Source organism: Clostridium muellerianum, from assembly GCF_012926525.1.
Taxonomy (GTDB): Bacteria; Bacillota; Clostridia; order Clostridiales; family Clostridiaceae; genus Clostridium_AM; species Clostridium_AM muellerianum.
Window position 1 is genome coordinate 242,128 of record NZ_JABBNI010000065.1, and the last position, 25,131, is coordinate 267,258.

At 29.0% G+C, this 25,131-nt stretch carries 24 protein-coding genes and 1 pseudogene; 24 read left to right on the top strand and 1 reads right to left on the bottom strand.

All coding sequences use genetic code 11. The features are described 5' to 3' along the window. The first annotated feature begins 659 nt into the window (after positions 1 to 659). Positions 660 to 956 carry a hypothetical protein gene (locus HBE96_RS23405; RefSeq protein WP_169300108.1) on the top strand — a complete coding sequence of 99 codons (297 nt, stop codon included), beginning with the start codon at positions 660 to 662 and terminating at the stop codon, positions 954 to 956. A 51-nt stretch (positions 957 to 1,007) separates the two neighbouring features. Here the strand turns inward: HBE96_RS23405 and HBE96_RS23410 are convergent, their stop codons facing one another. Further along, positions 1,008 to 1,205 carry a hypothetical protein gene (locus tag HBE96_RS23410; protein WP_169300109.1) on the bottom strand — a complete coding sequence of 66 codons (198 nt, stop codon included), beginning with the start codon at positions 1,203 to 1,205 and terminating at the stop codon, positions 1,008 to 1,010. Between the two features lie 795 nt (positions 1,206 to 2,000). On the opposite strand from HBE96_RS23410, the gene HBE96_RS23415 reads away from it, so the two are divergent. The 23 genes and pseudogenes from HBE96_RS23415 to HBE96_RS23520 all read left to right on the top strand — a co-directional run bounded on the left by HBE96_RS23415 (position 2,001) and on the right by HBE96_RS23520 (position 25,131). Further along, positions 2,001 to 2,969, top strand: coding sequence for a tyrosine-type recombinase/integrase (locus HBE96_RS23415; protein WP_169300110.1), 969 nt, complete (start codon positions 2,001 to 2,003; stop codon positions 2,967 to 2,969). Then, on the top strand, positions 2,969 to 3,178 hold the full coding sequence (locus tag HBE96_RS23420) for a hypothetical protein (protein ID WP_169300111.1): 210 nt from the start codon (positions 2,969 to 2,971) through the stop codon (positions 3,176 to 3,178). The genes HBE96_RS23415 and HBE96_RS23420 overlap by 1 nt, the downstream gene beginning before the upstream one ends. A 2,900-nt stretch (positions 3,179 to 6,078) precedes the next feature. Beyond that, positions 6,079 to 6,270 (top strand): hypothetical protein, encoded by a 192-nt coding sequence (locus HBE96_RS23425; RefSeq protein ID WP_169300112.1) that lies wholly within the window; start codon positions 6,079 to 6,081, stop codon positions 6,268 to 6,270. Between the two features lie 221 nt (positions 6,271 to 6,491). Further along, a complete protein-coding gene (locus tag HBE96_RS23430) occupies positions 6,492 to 7,064 on the top strand; it encodes a capsid assembly scaffolding protein Gp46 family protein (protein ID WP_243187045.1) in 573 nt (190 codons plus the stop codon). Positions 7,065 to 7,145: 81 nt separating this feature from the next. Continuing rightward, positions 7,146 to 7,976, top strand: coding sequence for a major capsid protein (locus tag HBE96_RS23435; RefSeq protein WP_169300113.1), 831 nt, complete (start codon positions 7,146 to 7,148; stop codon positions 7,974 to 7,976). Between the two features lie 93 nt (positions 7,977 to 8,069). Next, a complete protein-coding gene (locus HBE96_RS23440) occupies positions 8,070 to 8,324 on the top strand; it encodes a helix-turn-helix domain-containing protein (RefSeq protein WP_169300114.1) in 255 nt (84 codons plus the stop codon). A gap of 439 nt (positions 8,325 to 8,763) precedes the next feature. Then, positions 8,764 to 9,552 carry a hypothetical protein gene (locus tag HBE96_RS23445; protein ID WP_169300115.1) on the top strand — a complete coding sequence of 263 codons (789 nt, stop codon included), beginning with the start codon at positions 8,764 to 8,766 and terminating at the stop codon, positions 9,550 to 9,552. A gap of 101 nt (positions 9,553 to 9,653) precedes the next feature. Next, the gene (locus tag HBE96_RS23450; RefSeq protein WP_169300116.1) at positions 9,654 to 9,821 is read left to right on the top strand and encodes a hypothetical protein; all 168 of its coding nucleotides are present in this window, start codon (positions 9,654 to 9,656) and stop codon (positions 9,819 to 9,821) included. Positions 9,822 to 10,385: 564 nt separating this feature from the next. Then, positions 10,386 to 11,561 (top strand): hypothetical protein, encoded by a 1,176-nt coding sequence (locus HBE96_RS23455; RefSeq protein WP_169300117.1) that lies wholly within the window; start codon positions 10,386 to 10,388, stop codon positions 11,559 to 11,561. Positions 11,562 to 11,696: 135 nt separating this feature from the next. Beyond that, positions 11,697 to 11,822 (top strand): hypothetical protein, encoded by a 126-nt coding sequence (locus tag HBE96_RS26815; RefSeq protein WP_281064373.1) that lies wholly within the window; start codon positions 11,697 to 11,699, stop codon positions 11,820 to 11,822. Between the two features lie 437 nt (positions 11,823 to 12,259). Continuing rightward, positions 12,260 to 12,643, top strand: a complete 384-nt coding sequence (locus HBE96_RS23460; protein ID WP_169300119.1) for a hypothetical protein — start codon at positions 12,260 to 12,262, stop codon at positions 12,641 to 12,643. 4 nt (positions 12,644 to 12,647) lie between these two features. After that, positions 12,648 to 14,213, top strand: a complete 1,566-nt coding sequence (locus tag HBE96_RS23465) for a phage terminase large subunit family protein (RefSeq protein WP_169300120.1) — start codon at positions 12,648 to 12,650, stop codon at positions 14,211 to 14,213. Between the two features lie 401 nt (positions 14,214 to 14,614). Then, complete coding sequence (locus tag HBE96_RS23470; protein ID WP_169300121.1) at positions 14,615 to 15,973, top strand: phage portal protein; 1,359 nt, start codon at positions 14,615 to 14,617, stop codon at positions 15,971 to 15,973. Between the two features lie 956 nt (positions 15,974 to 16,929). Beyond that, on the top strand, positions 16,930 to 17,529 hold the full coding sequence (locus HBE96_RS23475) for a recombinase family protein (RefSeq protein ID WP_169300122.1): 600 nt from the start codon (positions 16,930 to 16,932) through the stop codon (positions 17,527 to 17,529). Positions 17,530 to 17,769: 240 nt separating this feature from the next. Next, positions 17,770 to 18,660 carry a hypothetical protein gene (locus tag HBE96_RS23480; RefSeq protein WP_169300123.1) on the top strand — a complete coding sequence of 297 codons (891 nt, stop codon included), beginning with the start codon at positions 17,770 to 17,772 and terminating at the stop codon, positions 18,658 to 18,660. A 203-nt stretch (positions 18,661 to 18,863) separates the two neighbouring features. Further along, the gene (locus tag HBE96_RS23485; RefSeq protein WP_169300124.1) at positions 18,864 to 19,085 is read left to right on the top strand and encodes a BhlA/UviB family holin-like peptide; all 222 of its coding nucleotides are present in this window, start codon (positions 18,864 to 18,866) and stop codon (positions 19,083 to 19,085) included. Between the two features lie 92 nt (positions 19,086 to 19,177). Then, the gene (locus tag HBE96_RS23490) at positions 19,178 to 19,531 is read left to right on the top strand and encodes a hypothetical protein (RefSeq protein ID WP_169300126.1); all 354 of its coding nucleotides are present in this window, start codon (positions 19,178 to 19,180) and stop codon (positions 19,529 to 19,531) included. A gap of 6 nt (positions 19,532 to 19,537) precedes the next feature. Then, complete coding sequence (locus HBE96_RS23495) at positions 19,538 to 19,915, top strand: hypothetical protein (RefSeq protein WP_169300127.1); 378 nt, start codon at positions 19,538 to 19,540, stop codon at positions 19,913 to 19,915. A 212-nt stretch (positions 19,916 to 20,127) separates the two neighbouring features. Next, on the top strand, positions 20,128 to 21,582 hold the full coding sequence (locus HBE96_RS23500) for an Ig-like domain-containing protein (RefSeq protein ID WP_169300128.1): 1,455 nt from the start codon (positions 20,128 to 20,130) through the stop codon (positions 21,580 to 21,582). A gap of 134 nt (positions 21,583 to 21,716) precedes the next feature. Beyond that, positions 21,717 to 21,818: pseudogene (locus tag HBE96_RS23505) on the top strand (GMP synthase (glutamine-hydrolyzing)); the annotation flags it as partial. Between the two features lie 272 nt (positions 21,819 to 22,090). After that, positions 22,091 to 22,780 (top strand): response regulator transcription factor, encoded by a 690-nt coding sequence (locus HBE96_RS23510; RefSeq protein ID WP_169300129.1) that lies wholly within the window; start codon positions 22,091 to 22,093, stop codon positions 22,778 to 22,780. Next, positions 22,770 to 23,879, top strand: coding sequence for a sensor histidine kinase (locus HBE96_RS23515; RefSeq protein ID WP_169300131.1), 1,110 nt, complete (start codon positions 22,770 to 22,772; stop codon positions 23,877 to 23,879). Before HBE96_RS23510 ends, HBE96_RS23515 begins: the two co-directional genes overlap by 11 nt. A gap of 388 nt (positions 23,880 to 24,267) precedes the next feature. Further along, positions 24,268 to 25,131, top strand: coding sequence for an ATP-binding cassette domain-containing protein (locus HBE96_RS23520; protein WP_169300132.1), 864 nt, complete (start codon positions 24,268 to 24,270; stop codon positions 25,129 to 25,131).

Here is a 25,131-nt window from a genome sequence, read left to right on the forward strand (position 1 = left end):
ACAAGTGCAGTAAAGCTAGAAAGTGTGAGGATTGTACGAAGTACACAGAATGTAATATACTGCGGACGGTGCAAGAAACCGCGCAAGCTCACGCTGAATGGGTCGAGAGTAATCATGGATACACATTTTAGTAAACCCAAATAAAAACTACAAGGAGGAATTTTTTATAGATAATAATATTATTATTAAATTTCTGGGCTATTGTCCTGACGGCACATTAAAAATGGCTCTCAAAAAATCGTAAAAAGCATGGGATTTTAGAAGACTTCTATAATAAAGTAAATCAAGCTACGGATAGTGGATGTAGCTGTTGTAAGCAAGAAACAACCTTTGTGTACGCAGTACAACCAGTTGGTCTACCGATAAAACCTACCGTGCTATCCCTCTGTGACTAGTGTATAAGTCAGTTACCTGAGGTGCTAACAATCATAAACCTAGATAGTAAAGGTGCTCCTCCTTTACTGATTGATAGACAATATGAAAGCGAGGTGTGACTTATGGACTTGTACTGCTTAAAATGCAGGAAGTATGATTACCGCAATCGCCATAAATGCGATATATTAAGCTTAGTACCTGTAACAAGACAATGTCGGACACTAGCTGACAAGCTCTTTGAGCTAGGTGTAGAACCACTCAGTGTGGCTCATTTTACACAACCAGTGGTCGGCTCAGAATATAAATATATTATAAGTATACATATAGAGCTACGGCATAGCTATCCAGTAGACATTTTAGGTGACTTACCAATAAAATGGAGGTGGTTTACAGAAACTATAAGCGAAGACCACACACCACTGTCAATACCAGTATTAACATACTACGAAACATATTGTTATGACGGTGTCAAGAGTGTTGATGATAGAGTAAAACAAGTTATAGATGGATTTGTTGATTATCTAGACACTTTTCGTGACCCACAGGCCACAAAAAGTATACTTATGTTAATGTATGATTAAGACAAGAATACCACAGGGGGCGAGTAAAACCTCCTGTGGTATTCTAGCTACTTAGTCATCCTCGCCCTCGGAGCAACCAAAGTCATCAGGAACAAAGTCAATGTCTGCATAGTGCTTAAAGATAATTGCGTCTGGTATGTCATTAGGACAATCATATTCGTCTACGTGGTCGTCTTCATCACCGTCACCATAATAATAGTTGGACTTCAACTCTGCTAATTGGTCTTGGTTTAATTCTGTAACTCTCATAAAAATAATACCTCCATGATAAACTAAATTGTTTAGTATCATGATAACTTATTTTTAATTATAATTGTACTTAAATTTACAGCAGGCACTATAAATTTGGATAATAGCCTTGTACTGAAGACATATATATAGGTAGAAACTCTAATAACCCTTAGTTGAAGTATCTATCAAGTAATCCCTTAAATGCTCTTTCATATCAACTAAAGACACTCAGATAAAACATTCTGAGTGTCTTGTTACATATTAAAATAACGTGTTCCCATACCCTAGTTCAACAACTACGGAAACTGCCACCCATTTCTTTATGAACTTATTCTTTTCATTTTTACCTACTTGCTCAAAAACTATACGGTCTACAAAGTGTTGAAAACACAGGATTTCTATAAATCCTTTCGGTGTAGTCCTACCACACATTCCACGTATGTTGATATGATGGTCATACTGGCGATTGGCGACTTGTGCACTATGCGAGTAGGTCAAAGGTTAAGGGTACTTATGAACAGCCAAATCCAAATAGAAGCGTACTAAAAGCGTACTAAAATCCATTGAAGTCATAGAAAATCGAATAAAATATATGAAATTACGGAAATGAAACGCAGTAAAATCAACGATTGGAGCAACTGGAAAACATACTAGAACAGAGTGGGAATAGGATTGAAGACAGATATATCAACGGTTTAACAAAATAGAAATAAAAATATATATAAAAAAAGTGTTTATGATATTTCTTAAATTAATGGAATATCGTAAGCACTTTTTTATGTTTTTTGTGCTTAAAAAGAGGGTGTTTTAGAAGTGAAGCGTGGAGAAGTCGTAGGGAGTCGACAATTTGGAAAAAAACTTAGTAAGGAAAGAAAAAAGTATAGTGAAGTTTATAAACAATTTGTTCAACAATTAAAAATTAAGGGTAGAGCCGAACAAACAATTAGAAGTTATCATTATCACAATAAATACTTTATGGAGTTTCTAGGAGGAGACATTTATTGTGATGAAATAACAGAGAGTACCTTAGAGGATTACATTCTTTATATCAAAGAGAAGAAAGGAATTACAAACGGTATAACAATTAATAGTTATCTAAGAAACATAAGTCCAATTGTTAAGTTTTGTATGAAGAAAGGCTATATTTTAGAAGAATTTTTAATTCCAGAAGTAAAAGAACAAGAAGTAATAAAAGAAATTTACACAGGTGAAGAATTACATGATCTACTAGAAAAACCTAAAGAGCGTGATTTCGTTGAATTGAGAACATGGGCTATTATATGGACATTTGCATCTACAGGAATAAGAGCGAGGGAATTAAGAGAGTTATTGATAAAGAATGTTGATTTATGCAATAGAACAATTAATGTAAACAAAACTAAGAATAAAAAAGCAAGGATTTTACCAATATCACATTCCTTTGGCGAAGTATTGGAAGAATATTTGCAACTTAGGAGCGGGGAAGGAGAAGATTATCTATTTTGTAGTGTTTATAATACTCAATTAGCAATGTCTTCTTTACAAAAATGCATAAAAAAATATTGCAATACAAGAGGAATAGAGAAAACTTCATTACATCTATTTCGTCATACATTTATCACTAATGCAGTCAATCAGAACGTTAGTCCTTTGATTTTGCAGCGTATTACAGGGCATAGCACAATGAAGGAATTGAATAGGTACTATAATGCTAGAACAACCGATTTAGCAAGTGTAATTGATGAGATAGCACCTAAAAGTGATAAGAAAGAAAGTTATTTTAAAAAGAGGGGGAATAAGTAATGGATCACTTAATTGATAATTTTGATGTATATATTGAGGATTCTTTTAATGATTTTTATAAAGAATGGACTTCTAAGAAATATAAAAAATTTTCAGAGTGTCCTAGTTACGGTGAATTAAAAACATTATTAGATAGTGTAAATCCATTAAGAAAGTATATAGGATGGGAAAGTTTATCTATTAAGCAAATGTTGGATTGGAGGGAATAGATACTATATGAATACGTGGCTTGTTCTTATCTGTATAGTACACATAAGAGCGTTAAGAGGGTTACACGTTAGGTGGAGGGAATTCTCCCTCCTGTGAGTGGTATGAAAATAAAAACGTGAAGTAATAGGAAATCGCTGCAACCATTGATATAACCACGATACAAGGTTTTATTAAAAAATAAGGTTTTTAGTATATGTTGCTTAAAGCCACTTATATCAACACTTTGAAGTACTTTTACTCAATTCCTATTAGGGAAGAAACATCTAAATATAAAAATAAAATCTAAATCGTCATAAAATAGAAAATTGATATAACTGTTGATATACCTAGGTTTGTAAGCATTTTTGTAGTAAAAATACTGGCTAAAGTGAAGTTATTTATCAGTATGAGTAAGGAGACATAATAATCATAAAAAATAGAAAATAACCACTAAACCTAAAACCTCTACAGAGGTTGGTGATACTAGCGTTGCAAGGTATTTTTATAAAATCGTGCCAATCTCTATAGTGTAAGAGAATAACATTCAAAAAAGAATAAAGCCACCTACTGTAATAGATGGCTTGTAAAACTGAATATTGATTAATAATTCTTGTTAAAACCTAATTTAACAAAAATTTATACCTAACACATATAAATTTTATCAAAAAAATTAGGAATTATCAAGGTTTGTTTCCTATACCCTTTTTTAAGGATAGAGGTTAGTGTTTAAGCATACAAGCACTATAAATTTTGTATAAGTTTAGTGGGGCTGATGCATAAAATCCACTGGGACAAGTATTATTTCTGCTATTATATTGATTGCCCCTCAATCGGGTGTACTTGACCGATAAATAAATTAAGTAGGAAGGTAAACTGGTACATAAGGTACGGGATTATGTTGACTATTAGGGCAGTTTTTAATAGGATGAAGCATAATACAATAGCAGTATGAACTAAGCGTGTGATTAACGCAACAACTCAAAAAGCATATTTTTCCCCTTTTTCTAGGGGAAACTATATCCTCCACAATCTAAAAAGCATACTTAGTTTAAATCAAAAGTCAAGTAGTAAATAAAAAAATAGTATAGTTTTAATAACCCTCAAACACTGATTCTATGGTCAAAAAAGTGGCTATATTTTAAAGTTAGGGCGTGAGTAGTACAATTTTTATCATTAGAGTGGAAATAAAGCATTTAAAACGAAGATAGATGGAATAGGAGCGGGGTGTGGAAAATTTACCACAGGGTATGGACTGGATGTCCATAGGTGATATTTATTTTGAAACTCATATATTAGTGTGGACAAATAGAGTTTATTTATCAGTATGAGTAAAGAGTAAGAAAAAGATAATTGTCCGATTTTATAATATTTTTTTAAAGACTGCAAACCGTTGAAAACACTAGGTTTAGAATACATAGCCTAAAAAATCATAGTTTTCCTTATATGAGAGGAATAATATAAGATCCAATAAAAAGTCACGAATTAAGCATTTTTATAAAATTATCATATAATGCTAACCTATGTATATCAATGATTTTAGGTGTATTGGCATTTTAAAAAGTTCTACCGCCTATGGATAGAAATAAAATAGAAAAATGATAAATGATTAGTTGGGTTGGAATCGCTACATCAATTGATATAACTAGTTTTAGAGTGTATTTTTTATAAAAAAGTATTATTCCTATAATGTAATAGAAAAACAATACAAAACTTATTTTTTAAACACAATGTAAACCGTTGGTATGACTAATGTTATGCTAGTTTATATAAAATGCTACAATAGGAATAGAATACCTATTTGATTGATAATACGACTTATGGGGCGATTCTTACATAAATAAAGTCCATCAATCGTAGTCATACCAATGACTATAGCGATTTTACGATTATGGTTTAATAGGAGAGCGTACTTATATAAAAAATCAAATTTTGCTTTTTCCATGACTAAAATTTTGAGAAGCCTTGATACTACTGGTTTAAAGAGGTGTCTATCTCCCTTGTATATGGAGATATGCAAAAACATCTTGAAATTTTCATTATTTATTTTTTGAACATGGCTTAAATGTAGTAGTATCAATGAATAGCAGGCTTTACTATCTTAGGAACTATGGAGAGTGATAAACAGAAAGTATAAAAAAATAATAAAAAAATATAAACTTTTATGATTAAATGATAAAACAGAAAAAATCCTAAACTCGTTGATATTACTAACTTAGAGGCACTTTTTAAAACTCAACTACACGTTCATATTATGTAATACAGAAAACAAAAAATATAATAAAAAACGTAAAAATTCTCGCAAATAGAAAATCCCCATGAACATTGATATATCAAGGTTTATAAGGAATTGGTTGTTATTTTCCTTTTTATGAATAGCAAAATAATATGAAAGAAAATACTGAGTAATAAAATTTGTTAGCATTTAAAACTTATTTATCAGTATGAGTAAGAACAAGTGAAAAATAGAAAAAGATAATAATGTTCCGATTTAATTAATCTCCACAATCGTTGATATAAGTACATTTACAGGTTTATTGATATTTTCGGTATAATGAATAGTAATAATCAAAATGAGTTACTCAAAAATGGGTAATTGATTTAGGTTATTATATAACCGATTGTAAATCTGTTAGCATATTATGTAGTAGTAATATGTATTAGTTTTATATCTTAACATTATGTGGAAGTTTTATACGTTTTGTAGCAGGTTCAACTCCTGTCACCTCCAAAATTGTATAAACGTATAAGGTATTGCTAATTTGCAATGCCTTTTTATTTTGATATTAATTACATCGTTAATATATATGGAAATTTTTGTTTAATTTCATGATTTTCTTCTTTAGAGTGGCTCTTGTAGTCACTCTTTTTTTAAAGCAACTTTTGTTGGTGTAATTAAATGTAAAATTATAAGGGGAGAGAAATGTATGAAGGAGATTTAAGAGAAAGATTAAAAAATTATGTGGATACTACAGGAGTCAAATATACTTATATTTGCAAAAAGATTGATATTCATAAAAGTACAATGTCTCATTTCATTATAAGAGATAGGGCATTAAGTCAAAAAACTTTAGACAAGATATATAACTACTTATTTGAAAATAATGCGTTATAGGAATGGCTTAAAATGGTCACTAAAAGTGTCAAATTTTAAAGAGAAACACATTAGTAATACAATTAATCATTTGCGTAAAATAAACGCTTCTATGAGCGTCTTATTTACATATATAAAAATATTAAATTTATTAAGGGTTTTATAATGGAAACTTAGTAACCGACAAGTTGTCGGTGGCTAAAGGGATTGCTATAAAAAACTTAGAAAGGTGGAATGTAACAATGGAAAATTTAAACAAAGAAAATCAAGAAACTACAGAGGTGAAAGACGTAAATACCGAAGTCAAAAATGACGATGCTGATTATACTCTTAAAACAAAAGAAGAAGGTATGACACAGGAGGAATGGCTTAAAAAATTACAAAGTGAAACAGATAAAGTTAGGACAGAATATTCCAAGCAAATAAAGGAATTAAAAAATCAAATAGAAGAATTGACTCCAAAAACAAAATCTCCTGAAGAGGTTGAAATGGAAAAAAGGATTAAGGCTTTAGAAGATAAAGAAAAAGAGGTACAAGCAAAAGAAAAATTATTAAATGTAACTAATAAACTACAGGAACAGGGTTTACCTTCACAACTAGCAAAATATTTATCAGGTGTTGAAGATGTGGAAACTGAAATTAATAGTTTAAAAGAAATATTTAATAATGGAAAACTTGATAACTCTTATAAACCTAATAATCATAAAATAACTAAGGATGTAATAACTAAAGAACAATTCACAAAAATGTCCTATATGGAAAGGATGAACTTGTTTCAAAGCAATGAAGAATTATATAACAAATTATCTAAGTAATTAAGGATTCTGTAAAAATGCAGAGTCCTTTTTTAATACATAAAAATAAAAAAAATATTTAAATTCGAGGAGGAATTTTTTATGGCAAATTTAATAGTACCACAAATTTATGCTGGAATGGTAAGAGAAAAATTTTTAGGAAAGGTAAAAATCGCTAATTTAGCAACTGCACTAGGAGATTTAAAAAACACTAATGTCGGTGATACAGTTACATTCCCAAAGTGGAAGACAATAGGAGATTGTACAGAAGTTGTTAAAGGAACTCAATCTGCTATAGATAGTTTAGATCAAGATTCTAGTCAAGCAAAAATCAAGATGGTAGATAAAATTGTTAGAGTGTTCGACATTGACGATATGACAGCGTTAGGAAATTCTATTGATGAAGCAAGTAAGCAACAAGCAATAGTTTTCGCAAGAAAATTAGATACAGATTTAATAACAGAAGCATTAACTTCTCCATTAAAGTCTGCCGTAGCAGGTGCAAAGGCTATAACTGCAAATGAAATCAATAGTGGCCTGTTACTATTTGGAGATGAACAGGATACTGAAGAAATGAGTGGTATAGTAGTTAACTCATTAGTAGCATCTTCTTTTTATAATATGGCTGAATTTGTAACAACTAGAACAGATACAATGCAAGGTAATGGAATTGTTAGAAATGGTTGTATAGGCTATTTTCGAGGTATACCAGTGTTCATGAGTGATCATGGCACATTTGATACTAAAACAAGTGAATGTATTTCTTTAATTATAAAGAAAGATGCACTTGCTTTTATGGAAAAGAGGGCAATTGATATAGCAGAAGAAAGAGAAGAAAAACTTCACTGTAGTGATATAGTAGGAGACTACATATATGCTACGAAATTAATTAATGATGCTGGTGTAGTTGTTTTAAGAAAGACGATAGCCTAATTTAATTTTTAGGAGGGGTGGAATTTCCATCTCTCCTATTTTTTAATGTCAAAAGTTAATCTAAAAAAAGTTTAAAAGAAAGGAATGATATTAATGTTAAGTCCAGAAAAACTAAAATTTTTGAGATTGCTTCATTCAATTAGTCAAACAGAATTAGGCAAAGAAATGGATGGTATATCAAAAAATTATATATCAATGGTAGAAAATAGAAAAACAAAATATACAGATGAATGGGAACAAAAATATATAAAAGCAGTTTATACAATTGCAGCAAGAAAAAAAAATGAAAAAAATATTGAACAAGTTGAAGAAATGGCCCAGGAAATTAAAACTAAAAAATCTAAGTAAAGGTAGGTGAAAAGTATGGATTATTTAATAACATTAGTAGCGGTATTCTTTATTATATTTTCAGTAAATATGTATATTAAATGTAATAAAATAGAAAAACAAGTAAGAAAATTAGAAGAAAAATTAAATTAAAAAGGTAGGTGAAAACATGATGAAGTATAGTAATACGCTCCCACTTTAGTCCATAAAAAATGAGATTATAGTGGGAGTTTTAAATTTGTTTAGAAAAAAGAATAAAAAGTAAAAAAGACGTTAGACCACATTTGTTCAAAAAAAGGAGAGGATATGGACAATAATTGCTAAAAATTTAAGATAAGGAGATAAAATAATGTATAACTTTATTAAAAAATAAAAAGTGAAATATTAAAAAATCGTATGAACTTATTCAATTTTAGACACAAAAAAGTGTGAGATGTAGCAAATTACTACTTCTCATATTATGATGAAAAACGAAATCAAACAAAAGTTTCCAAGTTGGTGTAATGATACAAATACAAAATACAATTTAATGTTAAGTGATGACCTAGATTCATTATTTAGTTGTGCAATTTTAAACAAACTATTTGGCTATGAAATAAAATGGTTTTATGATTTTAATAACATGTATATTTCAGATGATAATGATAATAAAACAAAATCATTTGCAGTAGATGCTGACATGGTAAAATACCGTTGCTGGGGAAATCATGTAACTTTAAATAACCCTAAAGCAGCCAATATAAATACAATAATGGGAATAGGTCAAAGTAATTATACAGAAAAATTTTGTGGATCAACCCTACTTACAATATTAAGTTATTACTCAGCAGATTTATCAGAATTATCAGAAGAACAAAAAATGATATTGCTTACAATAGATTCAACTTATTTAGGCTATTGGTTTAAGGATGGATTTTATTGTAAAAAATATTTAAAAATGATGGAATTGGACTGCTTATTGGATGTATTAGAAAGACATTCAAAAGAAGAATTTAAGGAATTAGACATAAAATACAATCTAAATAAAGGTAAAATATGGGTAGATATATTAGATAATACTCTACATAGTGATATTCAATTGGACAAACTAAGAGAACTGTTTCCTAGTTTGTCTTTTATTTTACCTAAAAATGAATTTAGTACATATAAAAGTTTTGAAATAGTACAATCTGCATATCTAAAACACAACCGTGAAGAAGTTTTCAGTTGTGCAAGAGTATACAGAAATGCACTAAGATATTCAATTTAAAACGAAAGCAAGTTATATCAATAGGGGTACGTAAAATACGTATACCCTTTTATTAAAAATATTGGTCATGGATAAAATGTCCATAGGAAAGGATGATTATGATGAAAAGATATATATATAATTTACAACAAGCATATTTTTACATACAAAATGGAGTATTACCTTTAGATCCTCCAGCAATAAATCACAATACAAATAAAGTATATTTTACGTTTAATAATGAAAAAACAAAAGAAGTATATAAGTTGTGGTGTGATAGAAAACATTAGTATAAATTCTATGCAAAAAATGAAGGGTAGTATTTTTAGTATACTAGACTTTCATGCAAAAAACTGCTAATTAGTATTTTTTATAAACACAGTAATATTAACGGTTAAGTAGCATTTTTGAAAAAGTACGTGCAAAAAACTGTATACGTAGTATGGTTATTTTTAAAACTCATGCAAAATCCTGTATGCGTAGTATAGGTATTAGTATAAATTCCATGCAAAAAAGTGCAAAAATCCGTACCTATAGTATCTAATAGAAAAACATACCTCTAACCATTGATATGACTATGATTAGATGATTTATACTAAAAATAGTACGTGCAAAATCCTGTATATGTAGTATGGTTTTTGAGGATACTTTCATGCAAAAAAGTGTAAATATCCGTACCTAATTATATATGTTAAATAAGACTAGAATAGATATATATTAAATAACTTACGAGACACATTACGCTATCGCTTCATGTGACTCGTGTTACACTACACTTTTTTTACTTCTCATTATTAGAATCAATCATTATATAAAAATAAAAAATAAATTTATGTTGAAAGGAAATGATTATTATGAATGAAAAAATAGTATTTAATTATAAGTCAAATTGGTATGAGAATACGGTTATATCTAAAATTGGTATAGAAGGTTTATGGGTATACTTCAATATAAGAAAATTTAAGTTACAATATTGTAAAGATATATGTGTATTTAGTTTAGATTTATTACACAAAGAAATTCAGAGTTACTATAAAGAAAATAATAGAAAGTATAGTACAAGCAATATAAGAGATATAATATTTCAATTGAAAAAATATAAGATAATTAATTTTGATAGAAAATATAGCATGAAAAACACAATAGATTTGTGTTATTGTGAATTATTAGATTTACCTAATTTGGATAATAAATATAAGCCTTTATCAGACAATGATTATTATATTACAGTTGATACAGATACAATAAATGGTATTTTTGATAAAGGTCTAAATGAAAAACACATAGCAGTATATTATTGTTTGAAGAAATACATAAATGTTCAAGGAACTCCTACAGGTCAAATTAATCTTAGTTATGAAAAAATGAGTGAATGGTTAGGGATTAATAAAGAAACTGCTAATATATATGCAATTGAACTAGAAAAAAACAAGATAATTGCTAATGAATATACTAAGAGTAAAGCAGGACACAAGTGTAATAGTTTTATTATTAGTAACAATAAAAATTTAGGACAAGATAGTACAATTAGTGAAATAGCAGAGAAGAATAATATTAAAAGATTAAAGAAGAAATTACAAAATAATAAAATTAAAGTAACTGTAAAAGCATTTGATAATATGGAAGAATATATTGAATTAATGACAGAAACAGAGAAAGACCACATTAAAGAATTAAATGAAAAAAATATTGTTTATGCAATTGAATATTTTTATTTTGAATTACTAGATGCTTTAAAAGAAAGAAAAAATAATAAGGATAATTTCATTACAGATGTTAGAAAAAGACAAATAGAAGTTTCTCAAGAGGAAAATTTGCCAGAACCGAATAATTCAGATGTGCCAAAAACTGAAGATATTAAGGTAGTGCCAAATTCAGTACCACCATCTCCAAGTGTATTTTGTGCAGATGATGAAGTGAATTCTATATTAAATGATGAAGATATATGGGGAGAAGATGATCCTTTAGAAGATAATAATGAAAAATCTCCATTCCATAATTATGATAGACCTGCAAGTGAAGTTTTTTAATATACTCATAGTATATAGTGTAAGTACATTATGCAGCCATAGTAGTATATTAGTACATTTAGTACAGGATAAATTGGCTGTTTTTAAGGAAAAGTTTTTCCAACTAAGGAATTATAATTTTAGGAGATGATAAGTTTGAATAATAAAATAAAAGAAATAATGAACGAAATTGAAGATAATTTAAGGGACTTGGATTTGCAAATAGATAAACAATTTAATAAAATAAATGAAAAGTTAGATAATATTATAGAAAAACTATAGTTTGGGTAGCAATATTTCAACGTCCCCTTTAAAGGGGAGCGTTTACAGATTTGTGAATGGTGGTCGGTTCAAACGACTTCGAATAAGGTGGATAGTATCGACAACACATTGGCGAAAAATTTCTCCGTTGTGAAGAAATAGTTTACGCTTTTGAAAGCGTAAATGGGCTAGTCAATTAGAAGAGATCCAAAAAGTTAAGGCTAAAGAAAGACAAGGAGAGAGAAATGACATCATGGAAAATTTTCCACAATGTCAGAAGGGTACAACTAGAGATATAGTTGCAAAAGAATCTAAATCGTTTCGAAACGAAAAACATGGGGTCGTGAAATACGAGGTGTCGTTATCTGCGACACGTTAAAGAATACATATAAAACAGGTCGGTTCAAACGGGGTGTTTAAATTACCCTGTTTTTTATTTTTTTGAAAGGAGAATTTATATGATGATAGAATTAAAAAAGTTTTTTAAATCAAATGGTAAGAAAAAAGAGTACTTTGTTAAATGGTATATTGATTCAGATAAATCTAAAGAATCTTATGATAAAAATTGCAAGAAAAATTCAGAGGTAGAATATGATACTGCTATGAACAATTGGCTCTTAGAAGAAGAAACACAAGAAGCAATTAAGGAATATTTAAAGGCAAAAAGAAAATTAAAAATGCTTGAAATGTATGATGCTATGTATAATAAAGCAATTGCAGGAGATGTTAAGTCGGCTGAATGGGTGGAGAAATTCTTTAAATCAGATTTCTTTGAAGATGGTGTAGATGAAGTAAATGATTATTTAGAGGGTATAAATATTCCTGCTTTAAAGGGGGAATAGGTGTATGGCTTTAAGTAAAGAAAATGCTAAAAAATTAAAATGGCTATGGCAAGATGAAAATAAAATTGATTGGATACAAAGTTTTATTAAAATAGTTGATAAGGAAGGAAAAACTGTACCTTTTATACTTACAGATGAACAAAAACAATTTGTAGAAGGACTTGAAGCGGAAAATATAGTAAATAAGAGTAGGCAATTAGGTTTATCAAGTGTATCAATTGCATTAGCAATAAGGCAATGTATTGTATATCCTAATTCATGTTGTTTATTGGTATCACATGACCAAAAGAGTTGTAATGCTGTCTTTGATAAATTGAAGCAGCAATTTAATTCATTGCCTAAATGGCTTAAACCCGAAACAGTTGCAAATAATAGACAAGAAATTAAAATGGTAAATGGCAGTAAAATTACTTGTGTTTGTGCAGGTAATAAAGAGTTGTCACGTGGTGACACCCTTCAATTTGTGCATCTTAGTGAGTTTGCGTTTTGGAAAAATCCTGAGAAACACCTTAATAGCATTACCCAAGCAATAGGTACTGGTGCAACGCTCATAATTGAAAGTACGGCTAATGGAGTAAACTTATTCCATGATTTATATTTTGGTGCTAAAAATAAAGAAAACTCATTTAAATGTTACTTCTTTAATTGGATCAATGGAGGTACTTTATTTAAGAAAAAATATAAAGAAGCGGTACAGAGGTATAAAGCAATTCATGGTAAAGATTTAAGTGAAAATGATTTAGATGATGAAGAATTGGAGTTACACAAATTAGGTGCATCTATGGAACAACTAATATGGAGAAGAATGATTATAAGTAAAACTTCTCTTGAACAATTCCATCAAGAATATCCAAGTACAGATATTGAAGCGTTCTTAATATCGGGTTCAAGCGTATTTGATAGTAAACGTGTTAATGAAGCATTAAGTGCTTTAAAAATAAATAAAACTAAATACATAGATAAGAAAAATATAACTGATTTACCAAGTTTATTAAAGCAACATTATGGTAAGTCTTTTTTTATGTACAAAATCCCCAAAGCAGGGGAAAAGTATTATATTGGTGCTGATTTATCAGAAGGATTAGGACAAGATTATAGTGTAATAGAGGTGTTAGACAAAAATGGCTTACAGGTAGCAGAATTTTATAATAATAAAATTAAACCGTACCAAATGGCTGAAATAATAAATTCTATAGGCTTATATTACAATAAAGCACTGGTCTGCATAGAGAAGGCTAGTGGTGGCCACAGTGTTATTGAAAGATTAAGGCACGAATTTAAATATATGAATATGGTCAAATACAAATCATATGATGAATTTAATAGACCTAAATATGAAGTTGGATTTGATACCAATACTAAGACTAAGTCATTGATAATTAATGATTTTATAGAGTTGTTTGAAAAAAGATTAATGGTTATTAATAGTGAAAGATTATTGCAAGAGATGCAAGTTTTCGTGGCTGAAAATGGAAAAATGGGTGCTATAAGTGGAAGTCATGATGATAGTGTAATGGCTATGGCTCTTGCTATAGTTGCTATGAAACAAAAATATCATTATAAATGGTAAGTGATTTTATGTTTTTTGGTGAGTAAGATTATCTGACTGACCATTCACATATTGATTAATTAGAAGAAAAAGAGTTTACCACTTCGAAGAGTTAAAACAAAAGAACGCCGATGCATCCAAACAAAAGCGTTCTTAGTTCCATAGAGGAAGGGGACTTGGAAGAGTCTCCAACCTTTAAATCTATTATAACACTTCCATAAAAAAATATGAAGAAAAATTAAGATTATCACTCTTCATAATTGAGGAATGAACACTGACCACCATTTTGTTTTTAGTACTTTGAGCGATGGGTTTAAACTCAACGGCATCCTAAATCGGTAATAACGATTTAGGATTTCCCACTCATGGGAAAAATCAAATTTTGCATTATGTAAAACTATAAAAATGAAAGGAATGATAATATGGATATAAATGAATATATAGAAAAAGTTTATAATAACTCTACTGAATGGTTTGCTGATGAAGTAAAGAAAGCAACACATCTTAATAGAATTGCTGATGTTTTAGAAAACAAAGATTATTTAGCAGGTAGGCACAAAGTATTAAAGAGAGAAGATATAAAATATAAGGAACAGGAATATATAACAAGGAAAATAGTTATTCAAGAAGCCAAAACAATATTAAATTTTCATAGTACATATCTGCTAGGAAAACCTATTAGTTTAGTTGGTACAGAGAATATGGTTAAGGAATGTGAAAAAATATATAGGCGTGGAGAATATAACGATATTGATTATAGAATTTTAGATAAGATGAGTAAATATGGTGATGCTTATGAGTATGTGTATATTGATAATGGAACAATTAAAAGTAAAATAATTGATAGTGCTGACGGGTATCCAGTTTATAGTGAAGATGGACAATATGTGGCTTTCGTTGAATATTGGATTATAAATGCAATAAGTTATTATAATGTTTATTATATGGATCATGTTGAGGAATGGAATAATGAAGGTGGAGAATTAAATTTAGTAAATGAATATAAGAATATTACTGGATTGCCTATACACTATCATAGTTTATCAGATGAAGATGATAATTTTGGGATAAGTGTATTAAAGGATATTCGACCACTTTTGGACGAAATAGAAGATCTATTAAGTAAAATGGGAGATGGTATTTACACTCTTTCACTAAATCCTATATTGACAACTATTGGACAACAACTTGAAGGAACTATTAGTGCTGATGCAGTAGGGTATAGTGTTGCATTAGAAGCAGGTAGTGATATGAAATATGTAACTGCTACTATGGATTATTCTACTATTAAATTATACTTAGATACATTAGCACAAAAATTAAACTTAGTAGCACATATGCCCTCTATAGTTGGTGGTAATACTAATGTTGCAAATGTTAGTGAGGTATCATTAAAACTTTTATATCAATTAGCAGACGTTATGGCTATGCTTAATGAAAAATGTATTAGAAAAGGTATAAGGAAAAGATTTGAAATATTTAAGAAGATATTAGAATTAAAAGGAATCAAGTTTGCTGAAGATGATTATATTGATGTAGAATTCAATTATAGTAGACCTGTAAACGCAGCAGAATTATTAGATAATATAAGTAAACAATTTGCTATGGGTGCTATTAGTAAAAGAAGTATTATTGAGAAAAGTCCTTTAACATCTAATGTTGATATGGAAATGAATAGATTAAAAAAGGAAGACAGTAGTAATAATAGTACGAATGAGATCATCACTAATGATAAGAAACAGGTCACAGAGAGTGACCTAAATCAAGATAATCACAAATAGTGACCATTAGGTTATAGAGTTATACTAGGATACCTTAATTTAGGGTGTCACTTTAGGTGATAGCCGATTAAAACGACTATTGTTTTGCTATCTTTTGACAAAATCTTGTCAGAAGTTAAGAACAGGGATAGAATTTAGGTCGCATTTAAAGTGTGAGCCAGTTTAATTGGTGTCCTTTTGTGAGACAGCAGAAGTGGGTTAAATAGTAATATAAGGGTGTACTAAATGGTACATAGTTATAGGCTTAGAATGGTTGGTATTAGTAGGTTTGACATGTGTGTCAAGGGTGGGGAGTATGACTACCTAACCTATAATAATTTTATAATAGTAGCAGGGTGTTAATTAAAGTTAAGTGATATAGTCTGGATTAAATCAAAAAAATCCGCCATGTTATGGTATGACTAAATATAGCGATTCCTTTAAAGGAAACCCAATATAGAGTATACATGGGTACAAAATTGTTCTGGTGTATTTTGAATTTTTAATAATTTAACGTTTTACTGTGGTAAAGTGAAAAAATAAAATGTCACTTAGTGACACAATGTCATTCAGTAGCCAAATCCAATCTTGGATTATGGAAATAAAGCGATTCCAATTTTGGAACATGACCTAAGCGTTTGAAATGTAACGCTCCCTTTTAAACTAGGTGCGTGAATATTGACGTTCCTTTTTAAAATATAATAGTATCTTCATATTGAGGATAGCAAAATTGTTAGGTCTTGGGAATATTTCCTACGACCTAATGTCGTTACTAAAATAGGTACGACCTGATACACATAATTTGCGTATCAGAAAGTGTACTATATGATACGGAATAAATATTACCATTTATCAACGTTTATTATAGTATCAAAACATTATTAAAAAACTTTTGAAACGTATCAAAAATGTATTGACTATTTGATACAGTATGATATAATTAAAGTATCAAAAGTAATGAGGGGGGTTTTGATACTATGAGTAAAACAGTTGCTTATGTAAGGGTATCCAGTAAAGATCAGAATTTAGACAGACAACTTTATGAGATTAAGAAGTTAGGTATTGAAGATAAATATATATATACTGATAAGCAGAGTGGTAAGGACTTTGACAGAATAGGTTATCAATACATGAAAAAGGGACTTGAAAAAGGAGATTTACTTGTAATAAAATCACTTGATAGGTTTGGTAGGAATTATGAAGATATAATGAAAGAATGGAATGATATTACTAAGAATATAGGTGCTGATATTAAAGTATTAGATATGGAGTTATTAGATACAACTAAGCACAAAGATATATTAGGTACATTTATTAGCGATTTAGTGCTTCAGGTATTATCGTTTGTGGCACATACTGAAAGAGAGAATATAAAGCAACGTCAAAAAGAAGGAATTGCATCTGCACATAATAAGGGTGTAAAGTTTGGTAGACCTACAATAGATATAGATGATGGTTTCATAAATGCCTATAATAAATGGAAAGCAGGAGATATTAAAGCAGTTGAAGCAATGGAACTGGCAGGAATGACGAAAGCAACATTCTATCGTAAAGTTAAAGAATATGAAAATAAATAAGGCTTCGTCATGTTTGACGAGATGGTACTTGAAATTTCAAGCAGGGTATTCAAAGTTTGAGTATCCTTTTATTTTGCTTAAAAGTAGCGGATTAAGTAGAAAAATATATATTAATTACCCCTTTTTTTCTATGGCTGAGGTAGTTAATCAATTTTTTACCCACAGAAAAAAATACATATAATTTTATATATAACTGTATATAATACTATTAAATTTATATACAGATTGGAGATTGATATTGTGGGAATAGAATCATTGCATAAAAAGATAGAGTATTATTTAATAGAAAATCAAAAAGAATATTTTCCATTTTCGATAATAGGGAATGAAGTTATATGTAATATTATTAGAAAAAACAGGTGGAATATTAGTTTATTAAAATTAGATTTATTAGGTGCAGACGAAAATTATTTTTATATTATAGAGATAAAAACAAGAGAACTAACTATGGCTCATATTGAAAAATATGAAAAGACATATAATAATTTTAATTGTTTGGATAAAGAAATTAAGATTATATTTGTAGTTCCATCAATAAACAAGAAAGCCAAAGAATATATTGAAAATTTAGATAGATATAAAGTAATTTATATAAGTGAATTAGAAAAATTGAATAATTATACTATAAATAATGAATTACAAAAAATTCCTAGTTCCTATGCTTTAGATGAATATAGAATATCATTTTTACTCAGTACTTTTTTTGATAAATTTAATTCATATATATGGGACTTTAAATTTGGCAATGCAAGATGTGGAGAAAGTTTTTCATCAATAACATACAAATTTAAAAATGATTATAGAGTTAATTTATATATTGGCAAAGATAATATTTGTTTAGTAGATACCATATTTAATGCATTAGGAGATAAATCCCATTATCCTTGGATAATAACTGGACAATTTAATTATGAAGTAGCACAAATGATTTATATGAGGAAGTTAATGGAGAAAATCAAAAGAATTCCAAGCAAAAGAATAAGTTTTGATGAGTTTGAAAATATATGTGATATTGCTACAAATGATACATATAAAGAATTGGAAGATGATAACAATTTTAAAAAATATAAAAATTTATACAAAACAATTACACAAACATTTACTAAACATTATAAGTATGAGTTGAGATAGATATTAAAAGGGTAGTCAAAATGGCTATGCCTTTTTTTAGTTTATTTCATAAATTTATATTAGTCCTTAACGGACTTAAAACTAAGTCGGTCAAACCGACCGATTTAAAATCTGTTACTTTCCCCATACGTGTGGAACTACTCCCCACGTTCGCCACAACTGGCGATTTTTTAATTTAAGGAGATGATAGGAGGTGTAATCATATGGAAGGTGAATTATTAAAAATGGCTTGTGGACAAGGATTAGGATATGCTTTATTTGTATTCCTACTAATATATACACTAAAAACTACAGGTACAAGAGAGAATAGATTAAATACTACTATAGAAAAAAATCAAGAAATTATTGCAAGTTTAACTAAAAATACAGATAAAATAGATAAGATTGAAAAAGATGTTGAAGACATAAAAGAATTAATAAGATAGTACATAAATAATCCTTTTTTTCTATATTTTATGATAATATTATAGTAAAAAGGGGGATAAGTATATGACAATATATAAAGGGAGTTGATAGCATGACGGTACTTGAACGTTTTAAATTAGAATTAAGTAATAAAGGATATTATACAAATGAAGAGTATTCAGTATTTTTACAAGAAAATGGGTTGTCCGTTGAGGACAATTACGATAAAAAAATTATGCAGCGTAATTTATTGCTTTCAGTAGTAGATGTATTAGAAACATTGGCTAATGATGTTGACCTTATGAGAAAAATAGATGCTACTGATATTCAATCTACTTCAGAAGCAATTAAATGGATCAGACAAAGGATAAGTGATGTTAAACAAAAAATATCTACCATTCCAGAATCAACAGAAGATGAGGAATATTCTAATATACATTTACTATTTACTAGAAACAGGAGGTAATATAAAATGAAAAAAATTATTGAATTGGAAACTCTTTATTATAATTATGAAGATGAAGGATTAAGAAATATAATTAATTATTTAGAAGATGGTTTTAATAGATTTTCTAATAACATTATGACACGTCAATGTATTCAATCAAGACCAATTTATGTTGATATAATTATGGATAATGAAACACATAATAATGTACAATTAGCGTTTGTTGACCAAAAATGGTATCCAATAACTAAAATGTGGGTTAGAACAAGTTCAAATCAAGTAAATGTAAAAGAAAAAGTTGAAATAGATACAGAAAAATATATAGATACTATATATGATATAGAAAATTTAGTAGAATATATTAAAAAAGAAAAATATACACAATATATTCCTATTCGTTAGTTACTAGAAGTTAAGAGGTAAACTGTTTACCTCAACAATATATGCTTCAAATCCAGAGGTGTTTTTATTAGCACTTCTGGATTTTGTGTTTTAGAGTTATTTTAACTAACACCAAAATGGGATTAACGTAGAGGTAAATCCGATACCGTTTCAAACGTGAGCCAATTTAAAAGGGGGACGAAATTTAATCCCGCCTGAAAGGAGTTGATATATTGAATAACATAATTGAAAATATGTATAAAGATAATAAAAGAAGATTTGGTCAAACTGTAAAAGTAACCAGAGCCGACTTCTCGACATTTGATACTATTGTAATTATTAAAGAATATGATAATGGTAATAATTCTTTAGATGATAAAAGAATACTTGCAGATGTTCAAGACAATATTAGGCAAGGAGATATTATACAATATGGAAATAATACATATATAATTTTATTGCAAGAGGAAACTGTAAATAATATATATTGTAAATATGTCGCAAGAAGGTGCGACAATATAATAAAAATGTATATAGGTAATAAATTAGCAGAAATACCTTGTGTAATAGAAACAGGAACACAAAATACCACAACGAACCAGTACATGACATTACCAAATGGTAATATAAAAGTTACTATTCAAGATAATTCTATAACTAAAATGATAAGTAATGATAGAAGATTTTTAATAATGGGTTTGCCTTGGAAGGTTGTAGGATTTACTAGCGAAAACAAGGGAGTAAGATATGTTTACGCTGAGAAAACAGAATTTGATAATGCTTATGATGATAAAGAAAATGAGATTGCTGATTATTGGAAGTATAATATTAAGCATAATTATAGTATGACTATTGCTGAAGAGAGTATTGAAATAGAAGAAGGAAAGAGTAAACAATTGGTTGTGTCCATAACGGACACAGTAGATAATAATACCACTACTTTAGCAAATCCTACTATTATATATACATCTTCAAATACAAATATAGTTACAATAAATAACACAGGAGTTTTAAATGCAGTTGCAGCAGGGGACACTTCAATTAAAGTACAATTTGAAGGTATAGAGAAGATTATTAATATAAAAGTAGTGAAGCCTTTACCAATAGTTGTAACATATCAATTTAAAACTATAACATTGGATGGTGTAGCATTAACTACTGATATAACAATGGATAAAGGTACTTCTAAGCAAGTAGTTGTAAAAGAGATAACTAAAACAACTACCCAAGGAACTAATGTAACTACCGAAACTATAACTAATCCAGTTGTGGCTTATAGTAGTAATAATAGTAATGTAACTGTAGATAGCACAGGTAAAATTCAAGCGGTTGCAGCAGGAAGTTCTATTATTACAATTGGCTATGAGAATATTAAGAAGGATATAAATGTTATTATAAATGATGTAGTACAGTTAACAGTAACAGGGAAAACGAGTGTGGCTCTAGGTAGAAGTACAACATATACATCAAATATGCCTGTTATTTGGAGTGTTGAAGATGTAAACAACTCAACGAAAATTACCACTTGGGTTACAATAACATCGCAAAATGACACATCTTGCACTATTAAGGTTACGGATAAGTGGATCTTTGAAGATAGTAAAAGCAAATATTTTAATATTACAGCAGTAAGTAAAGATAATCCAAACATAAACGCAACTAGTAAAATTAAGATAAGTGCATATTAAAATTATCATAAAATATATTGATTAATTAATTCTTGAAATGGTATACTATAATTGTTAATTTAAGAAATATGTTTAAAGTATATTTTTATTGATATTTAAAATTATTGATATATAAATATCTTCTTAAAACTAGATTAGATATAGTTTCAAGAAGAATTGTTAATGAAGTTCATGGAGTAAACAGAATTGTTTACGACGTAACTTCAAAACCACCTGCTACTATTGAGTGGAAATAAAAGTAAGAATTTAAAACCTACTAATATCAACGAAATTTGATAAATATGAGTACCTATAATGTTTTTCTAAAATAAGAAACATTATAGGTACTATTTTTATTTTTTTGTATTAAATTTTTAAGGTAGATATGAAAAGTAATACTCCTTAATTCATTTATGCACCTCTAAAAAATTAAATAAGCATGAATGTACTAATTCTATTTGGTATAATTGTACTTAAATAGAACTAAGGATATTATAAGTCTTTTGATGTAAACATATGGAGGAGTTAAATGGAGAAAATTTTGATTGTGGAAGATGATGAAGACATTCGAGATATATTAAAAATATATTTAAAAGCTGAATCCTTCGAAATATGGGAAGCTGAAAATGGCAAACGAGCTTTTGAAATTCTTGAAGATAAAGAGCCGGATTTAGTTATTTTGGACTTAATGCTGCCGGATATAAATGGGTTAAACATTTGCAAAAGTATACGCACCAAATATAAGTATCCTATAATAATGATCACTGCAAAGACAGCAGATCAAGATAAAATAGTAGGTCTTACTTATGGTGCAGATGATTATATCACTAAACCTTTTAATCCCCTGGAAGTTATGGCAAGGGTTAAAGCTCAGCTTAGACGATACAAGGAATATGGAGAAGACACGAAGGAAGATAGCACTATATATTATAAAGGTTTAATCTTAGATAAGAAAAGTAGACATGTTAATCTAAATGGCAGAGAGTTAAAACTAACACCTACAGAATTTAAACTTCTTGAAACATTATTATTAAATAAAGGACAGGTCCTAAGTGGAGAAAAGTTGCTTCACTTATTATGGGAAAATGAGTATTATTCAAAATCTACAAATACAGTAACAGTTCATATTCGAAACTTAAGAGAAAAAATGGAGGACTCTTTTGAACATCCTCAATATATTAAAACTGTTTGGGGGGTGGGATATATAATTGAAGAATAGAAAATGGAAATGGAATTATTATATTTTAGCTTTTTTCATATTTATAATTTTAATGTTTGTTATTGATTTAAAATTTGAAGGGTTAGTAGCAGAATATTTTCAAAATCAAATATTATTTGACAGTGAAAAAGTATTGTTTTTAGGAGTGGATCGTTCCAGAGGTATTTTCTATTGGCCGCGGCTTAAAGATATATTAACATTTATAGCTATTTTTGGTTTTCTTATTTTAGAAATTGTTGTTTATTTTACATCAAAATATTCAAAGAATAAAGAACGGAAAATGACAATAGATGAGATAGAACAACGTATATCCTTATTAACAAAGGCAGAAGTTCCACAAAAAGTTCAGGAGTTAAAAATCATTGATTCAGAAATAAGTAATCTTATGCATGAGAATGACCTTGTAAAGCAGGAAATCTCACTAGAGATGAGCAAAAAAAATGACCTTGTAACTTATTTAGCACATGACTTAAAGACTCCCCTTACAAGCATTATTGGGTATCTCACAATTTTAGATGAATCTGAAATACCGGAGGACGTGCGTAGGGACTATATTAAAAAAATTTTGCAAAAAGCCTATAGATTGGAAGATTTAACGAATCAGTTTTTTGATATTACCAGATTTAATCTTCAGGAAATTCCTTTGAATAAAAGTTTATTAGATGCAGATTTTCTCCTAGAACAGTTGACAGAGGAACTTTATCCTCTACTTAGGGACAAAAACTTAAAATTTGATGTAAATCTTCCTTCTAATATGAAGCTTTACGTTGATGGATCACTATTTGCCAGGGTACTTAACAACTTATTAAAGAATGCTATAGCATATAGCCATAAGGATTCTATCATAAAAATAAATGGAAAAGTTGGAAAATACAGTACACAGTTATTTGTAGAAAATGATGGTGATGTAATAAGTGAGCAGGAATTAAAACTTATATTTGAAAAGTTTTATAGAAGAGATCAGTCAAGAAGTCAATCAGCTGGAGCAGGACTGGGGCTTGCTATTGCAAGAGAAATTATAGAAAGACATCAGGGATCAATAGAGGCAGAAAGTAAGAATGGACATACTATATTTACTATTACTCTACCTAATGCATAATAAATATGATAAATTTTTATATATATTTTTCTTAATAAAATCTTTATAATTGCTAAATAATTTATGAATAAACCTTTCTTTTATCTTAGTTATACTTAGGATAAAAGAAAGGTTTTTTATTATATAACCTTCTTAGAGATGAACTAAGAGGTTATTTCATAATGCATATTTATCAAGTAATTCTTAGAATCAGGTGGAGTTTGCTTATGAGGAATACCTCTCTACATCTGAGTCTTAGAAGAACTTATCCAGGGACGTAGCTGCTCTTTACTCCCACTTGGAGAAAAGCAGATATCCCAAATCTTTGATTTGGTGATAGTCGCTTTCACAGAGTGTGTGGGAGTATTAGAGCAGGTAGTCATCGGATAAATTTTGAGGAGGAAGAAGCATGAAGTTAACAATCTACAATCTTTCTAAGGAATTTAAAGATTTAAAAGCTGCCTGTAATATAAATCTTGAATTTACTCCAGGGATTTGGGGACTTTTGGGACCAAATGGTGCAGGAAAAACTACATTAATGAGAATGTTGGTTGGGAATATAAAGCCAACTAGTGGAAGAATAATGCTTAATGATGTAAATATTAATGAACTTAAGTCTACATATCTAGATAAAATAGGATATTTGCCTCAGCAATTTGGATATGATAAAAATCAGTCAGTGGAAGATTTTCTTCATTATATTGGAGTTTTAAAAGGTATTAATAAAGAGTTAAGAAATGAGAGAATCAGTGAGTTATTAAATCAATTTAATTTATTGGAAGTTAGAAAGAAGAAGGTGGATAGGCTTTCAGGAGGTATGAAGCGTAGAGTTGGAATATGTCAAGCTATGTTAAATAATCCTGATATTTTAATAGTAGATGAACCTACTGCCGGTTTAGATATTGAAGAGAGAAGAAGGTTCCGTCAATACTTAACTGCAATAAGTAAAGAAAAAATTGTTATTTTGTCTACGCATATTGTTTCAGACATTGAATTTATTGCTAATTATCTTGTGCTTATGGAAAAAGGTAAAGTAATTGCAGAAGGAGAGAGTCATTCTTTAATTGAAACACTTGATGGCAATGTATTTGAAACAGTTGTTTTAGAAAGTGATATGGCAGAGTTAGAAAAAGAATATAGGATTATGAATTTCCGAAATGAAGATAGGGGACAGGTTGCAATTCGTTATGTTGCGGATGTTCCTTTGCCAAATAGTAAATTAGTTTCACCTTCTCTTAATGATTTTTATCTTTCAAAAGTGAAGGAGGTATAA

Coding starts and splice junctions, on each gene's coding strand:
- HBE96_RS23410 (WP_169300109.1), bottom strand. CDS start 1,205: ATGAGAGTTACAGAATTAAACCAAGACCAATTAGCAGAGTTGAAGTCC.
- HBE96_RS23420 (WP_169300111.1), top strand. CDS start 2,969: ATGGATCACTTAATTGATAATTTTGATGTATATATTGAGGATTCTTTT.
- HBE96_RS23425 (WP_169300112.1), top strand. CDS start 6,079: ATGTATGAAGGAGATTTAAGAGAAAGATTAAAAAATTATGTGGATACT.
- HBE96_RS23430 (WP_243187045.1), top strand. CDS start 6,492: ATGGAAAATTTAAACAAAGAAAATCAAGAAACTACAGAGGTGAAAGAC.
- HBE96_RS23435 (WP_169300113.1), top strand. CDS start 7,146: ATGGCAAATTTAATAGTACCACAAATTTATGCTGGAATGGTAAGAGAA.
- HBE96_RS23440 (WP_169300114.1), top strand. CDS start 8,070: ATGTTAAGTCCAGAAAAACTAAAATTTTTGAGATTGCTTCATTCAATT.
- HBE96_RS23445 (WP_169300115.1), top strand. CDS start 8,764: ATGATGAAAAACGAAATCAAACAAAAGTTTCCAAGTTGGTGTAATGAT.
- HBE96_RS23450 (WP_169300116.1), top strand. CDS start 9,654: ATGAAAAGATATATATATAATTTACAACAAGCATATTTTTACATACAA.
- HBE96_RS23455 (WP_169300117.1), top strand. CDS start 10,386: ATGAATGAAAAAATAGTATTTAATTATAAGTCAAATTGGTATGAGAAT.
- HBE96_RS23460 (WP_169300119.1), top strand. CDS start 12,260: ATGATGATAGAATTAAAAAAGTTTTTTAAATCAAATGGTAAGAAAAAA.
- HBE96_RS23465 (WP_169300120.1), top strand. CDS start 12,648: ATGGCTTTAAGTAAAGAAAATGCTAAAAAATTAAAATGGCTATGGCAA.
- HBE96_RS23470 (WP_169300121.1), top strand. CDS start 14,615: ATGGATATAAATGAATATATAGAAAAAGTTTATAATAACTCTACTGAA.
- HBE96_RS23475 (WP_169300122.1), top strand. CDS start 16,930: ATGAGTAAAACAGTTGCTTATGTAAGGGTATCCAGTAAAGATCAGAAT.
- HBE96_RS23485 (WP_169300124.1), top strand. CDS start 18,864: ATGGAAGGTGAATTATTAAAAATGGCTTGTGGACAAGGATTAGGATAT.
- HBE96_RS23490 (WP_169300126.1), top strand. CDS start 19,178: ATGACGGTACTTGAACGTTTTAAATTAGAATTAAGTAATAAAGGATAT.
- HBE96_RS23495 (WP_169300127.1), top strand. CDS start 19,538: ATGAAAAAAATTATTGAATTGGAAACTCTTTATTATAATTATGAAGAT.
- HBE96_RS23510 (WP_169300129.1), top strand. CDS start 22,091: ATGGAGAAAATTTTGATTGTGGAAGATGATGAAGACATTCGAGATATA.
- HBE96_RS23520 (WP_169300132.1), top strand. CDS start 24,268: ATGAAGTTAACAATCTACAATCTTTCTAAGGAATTTAAAGATTTAAAA.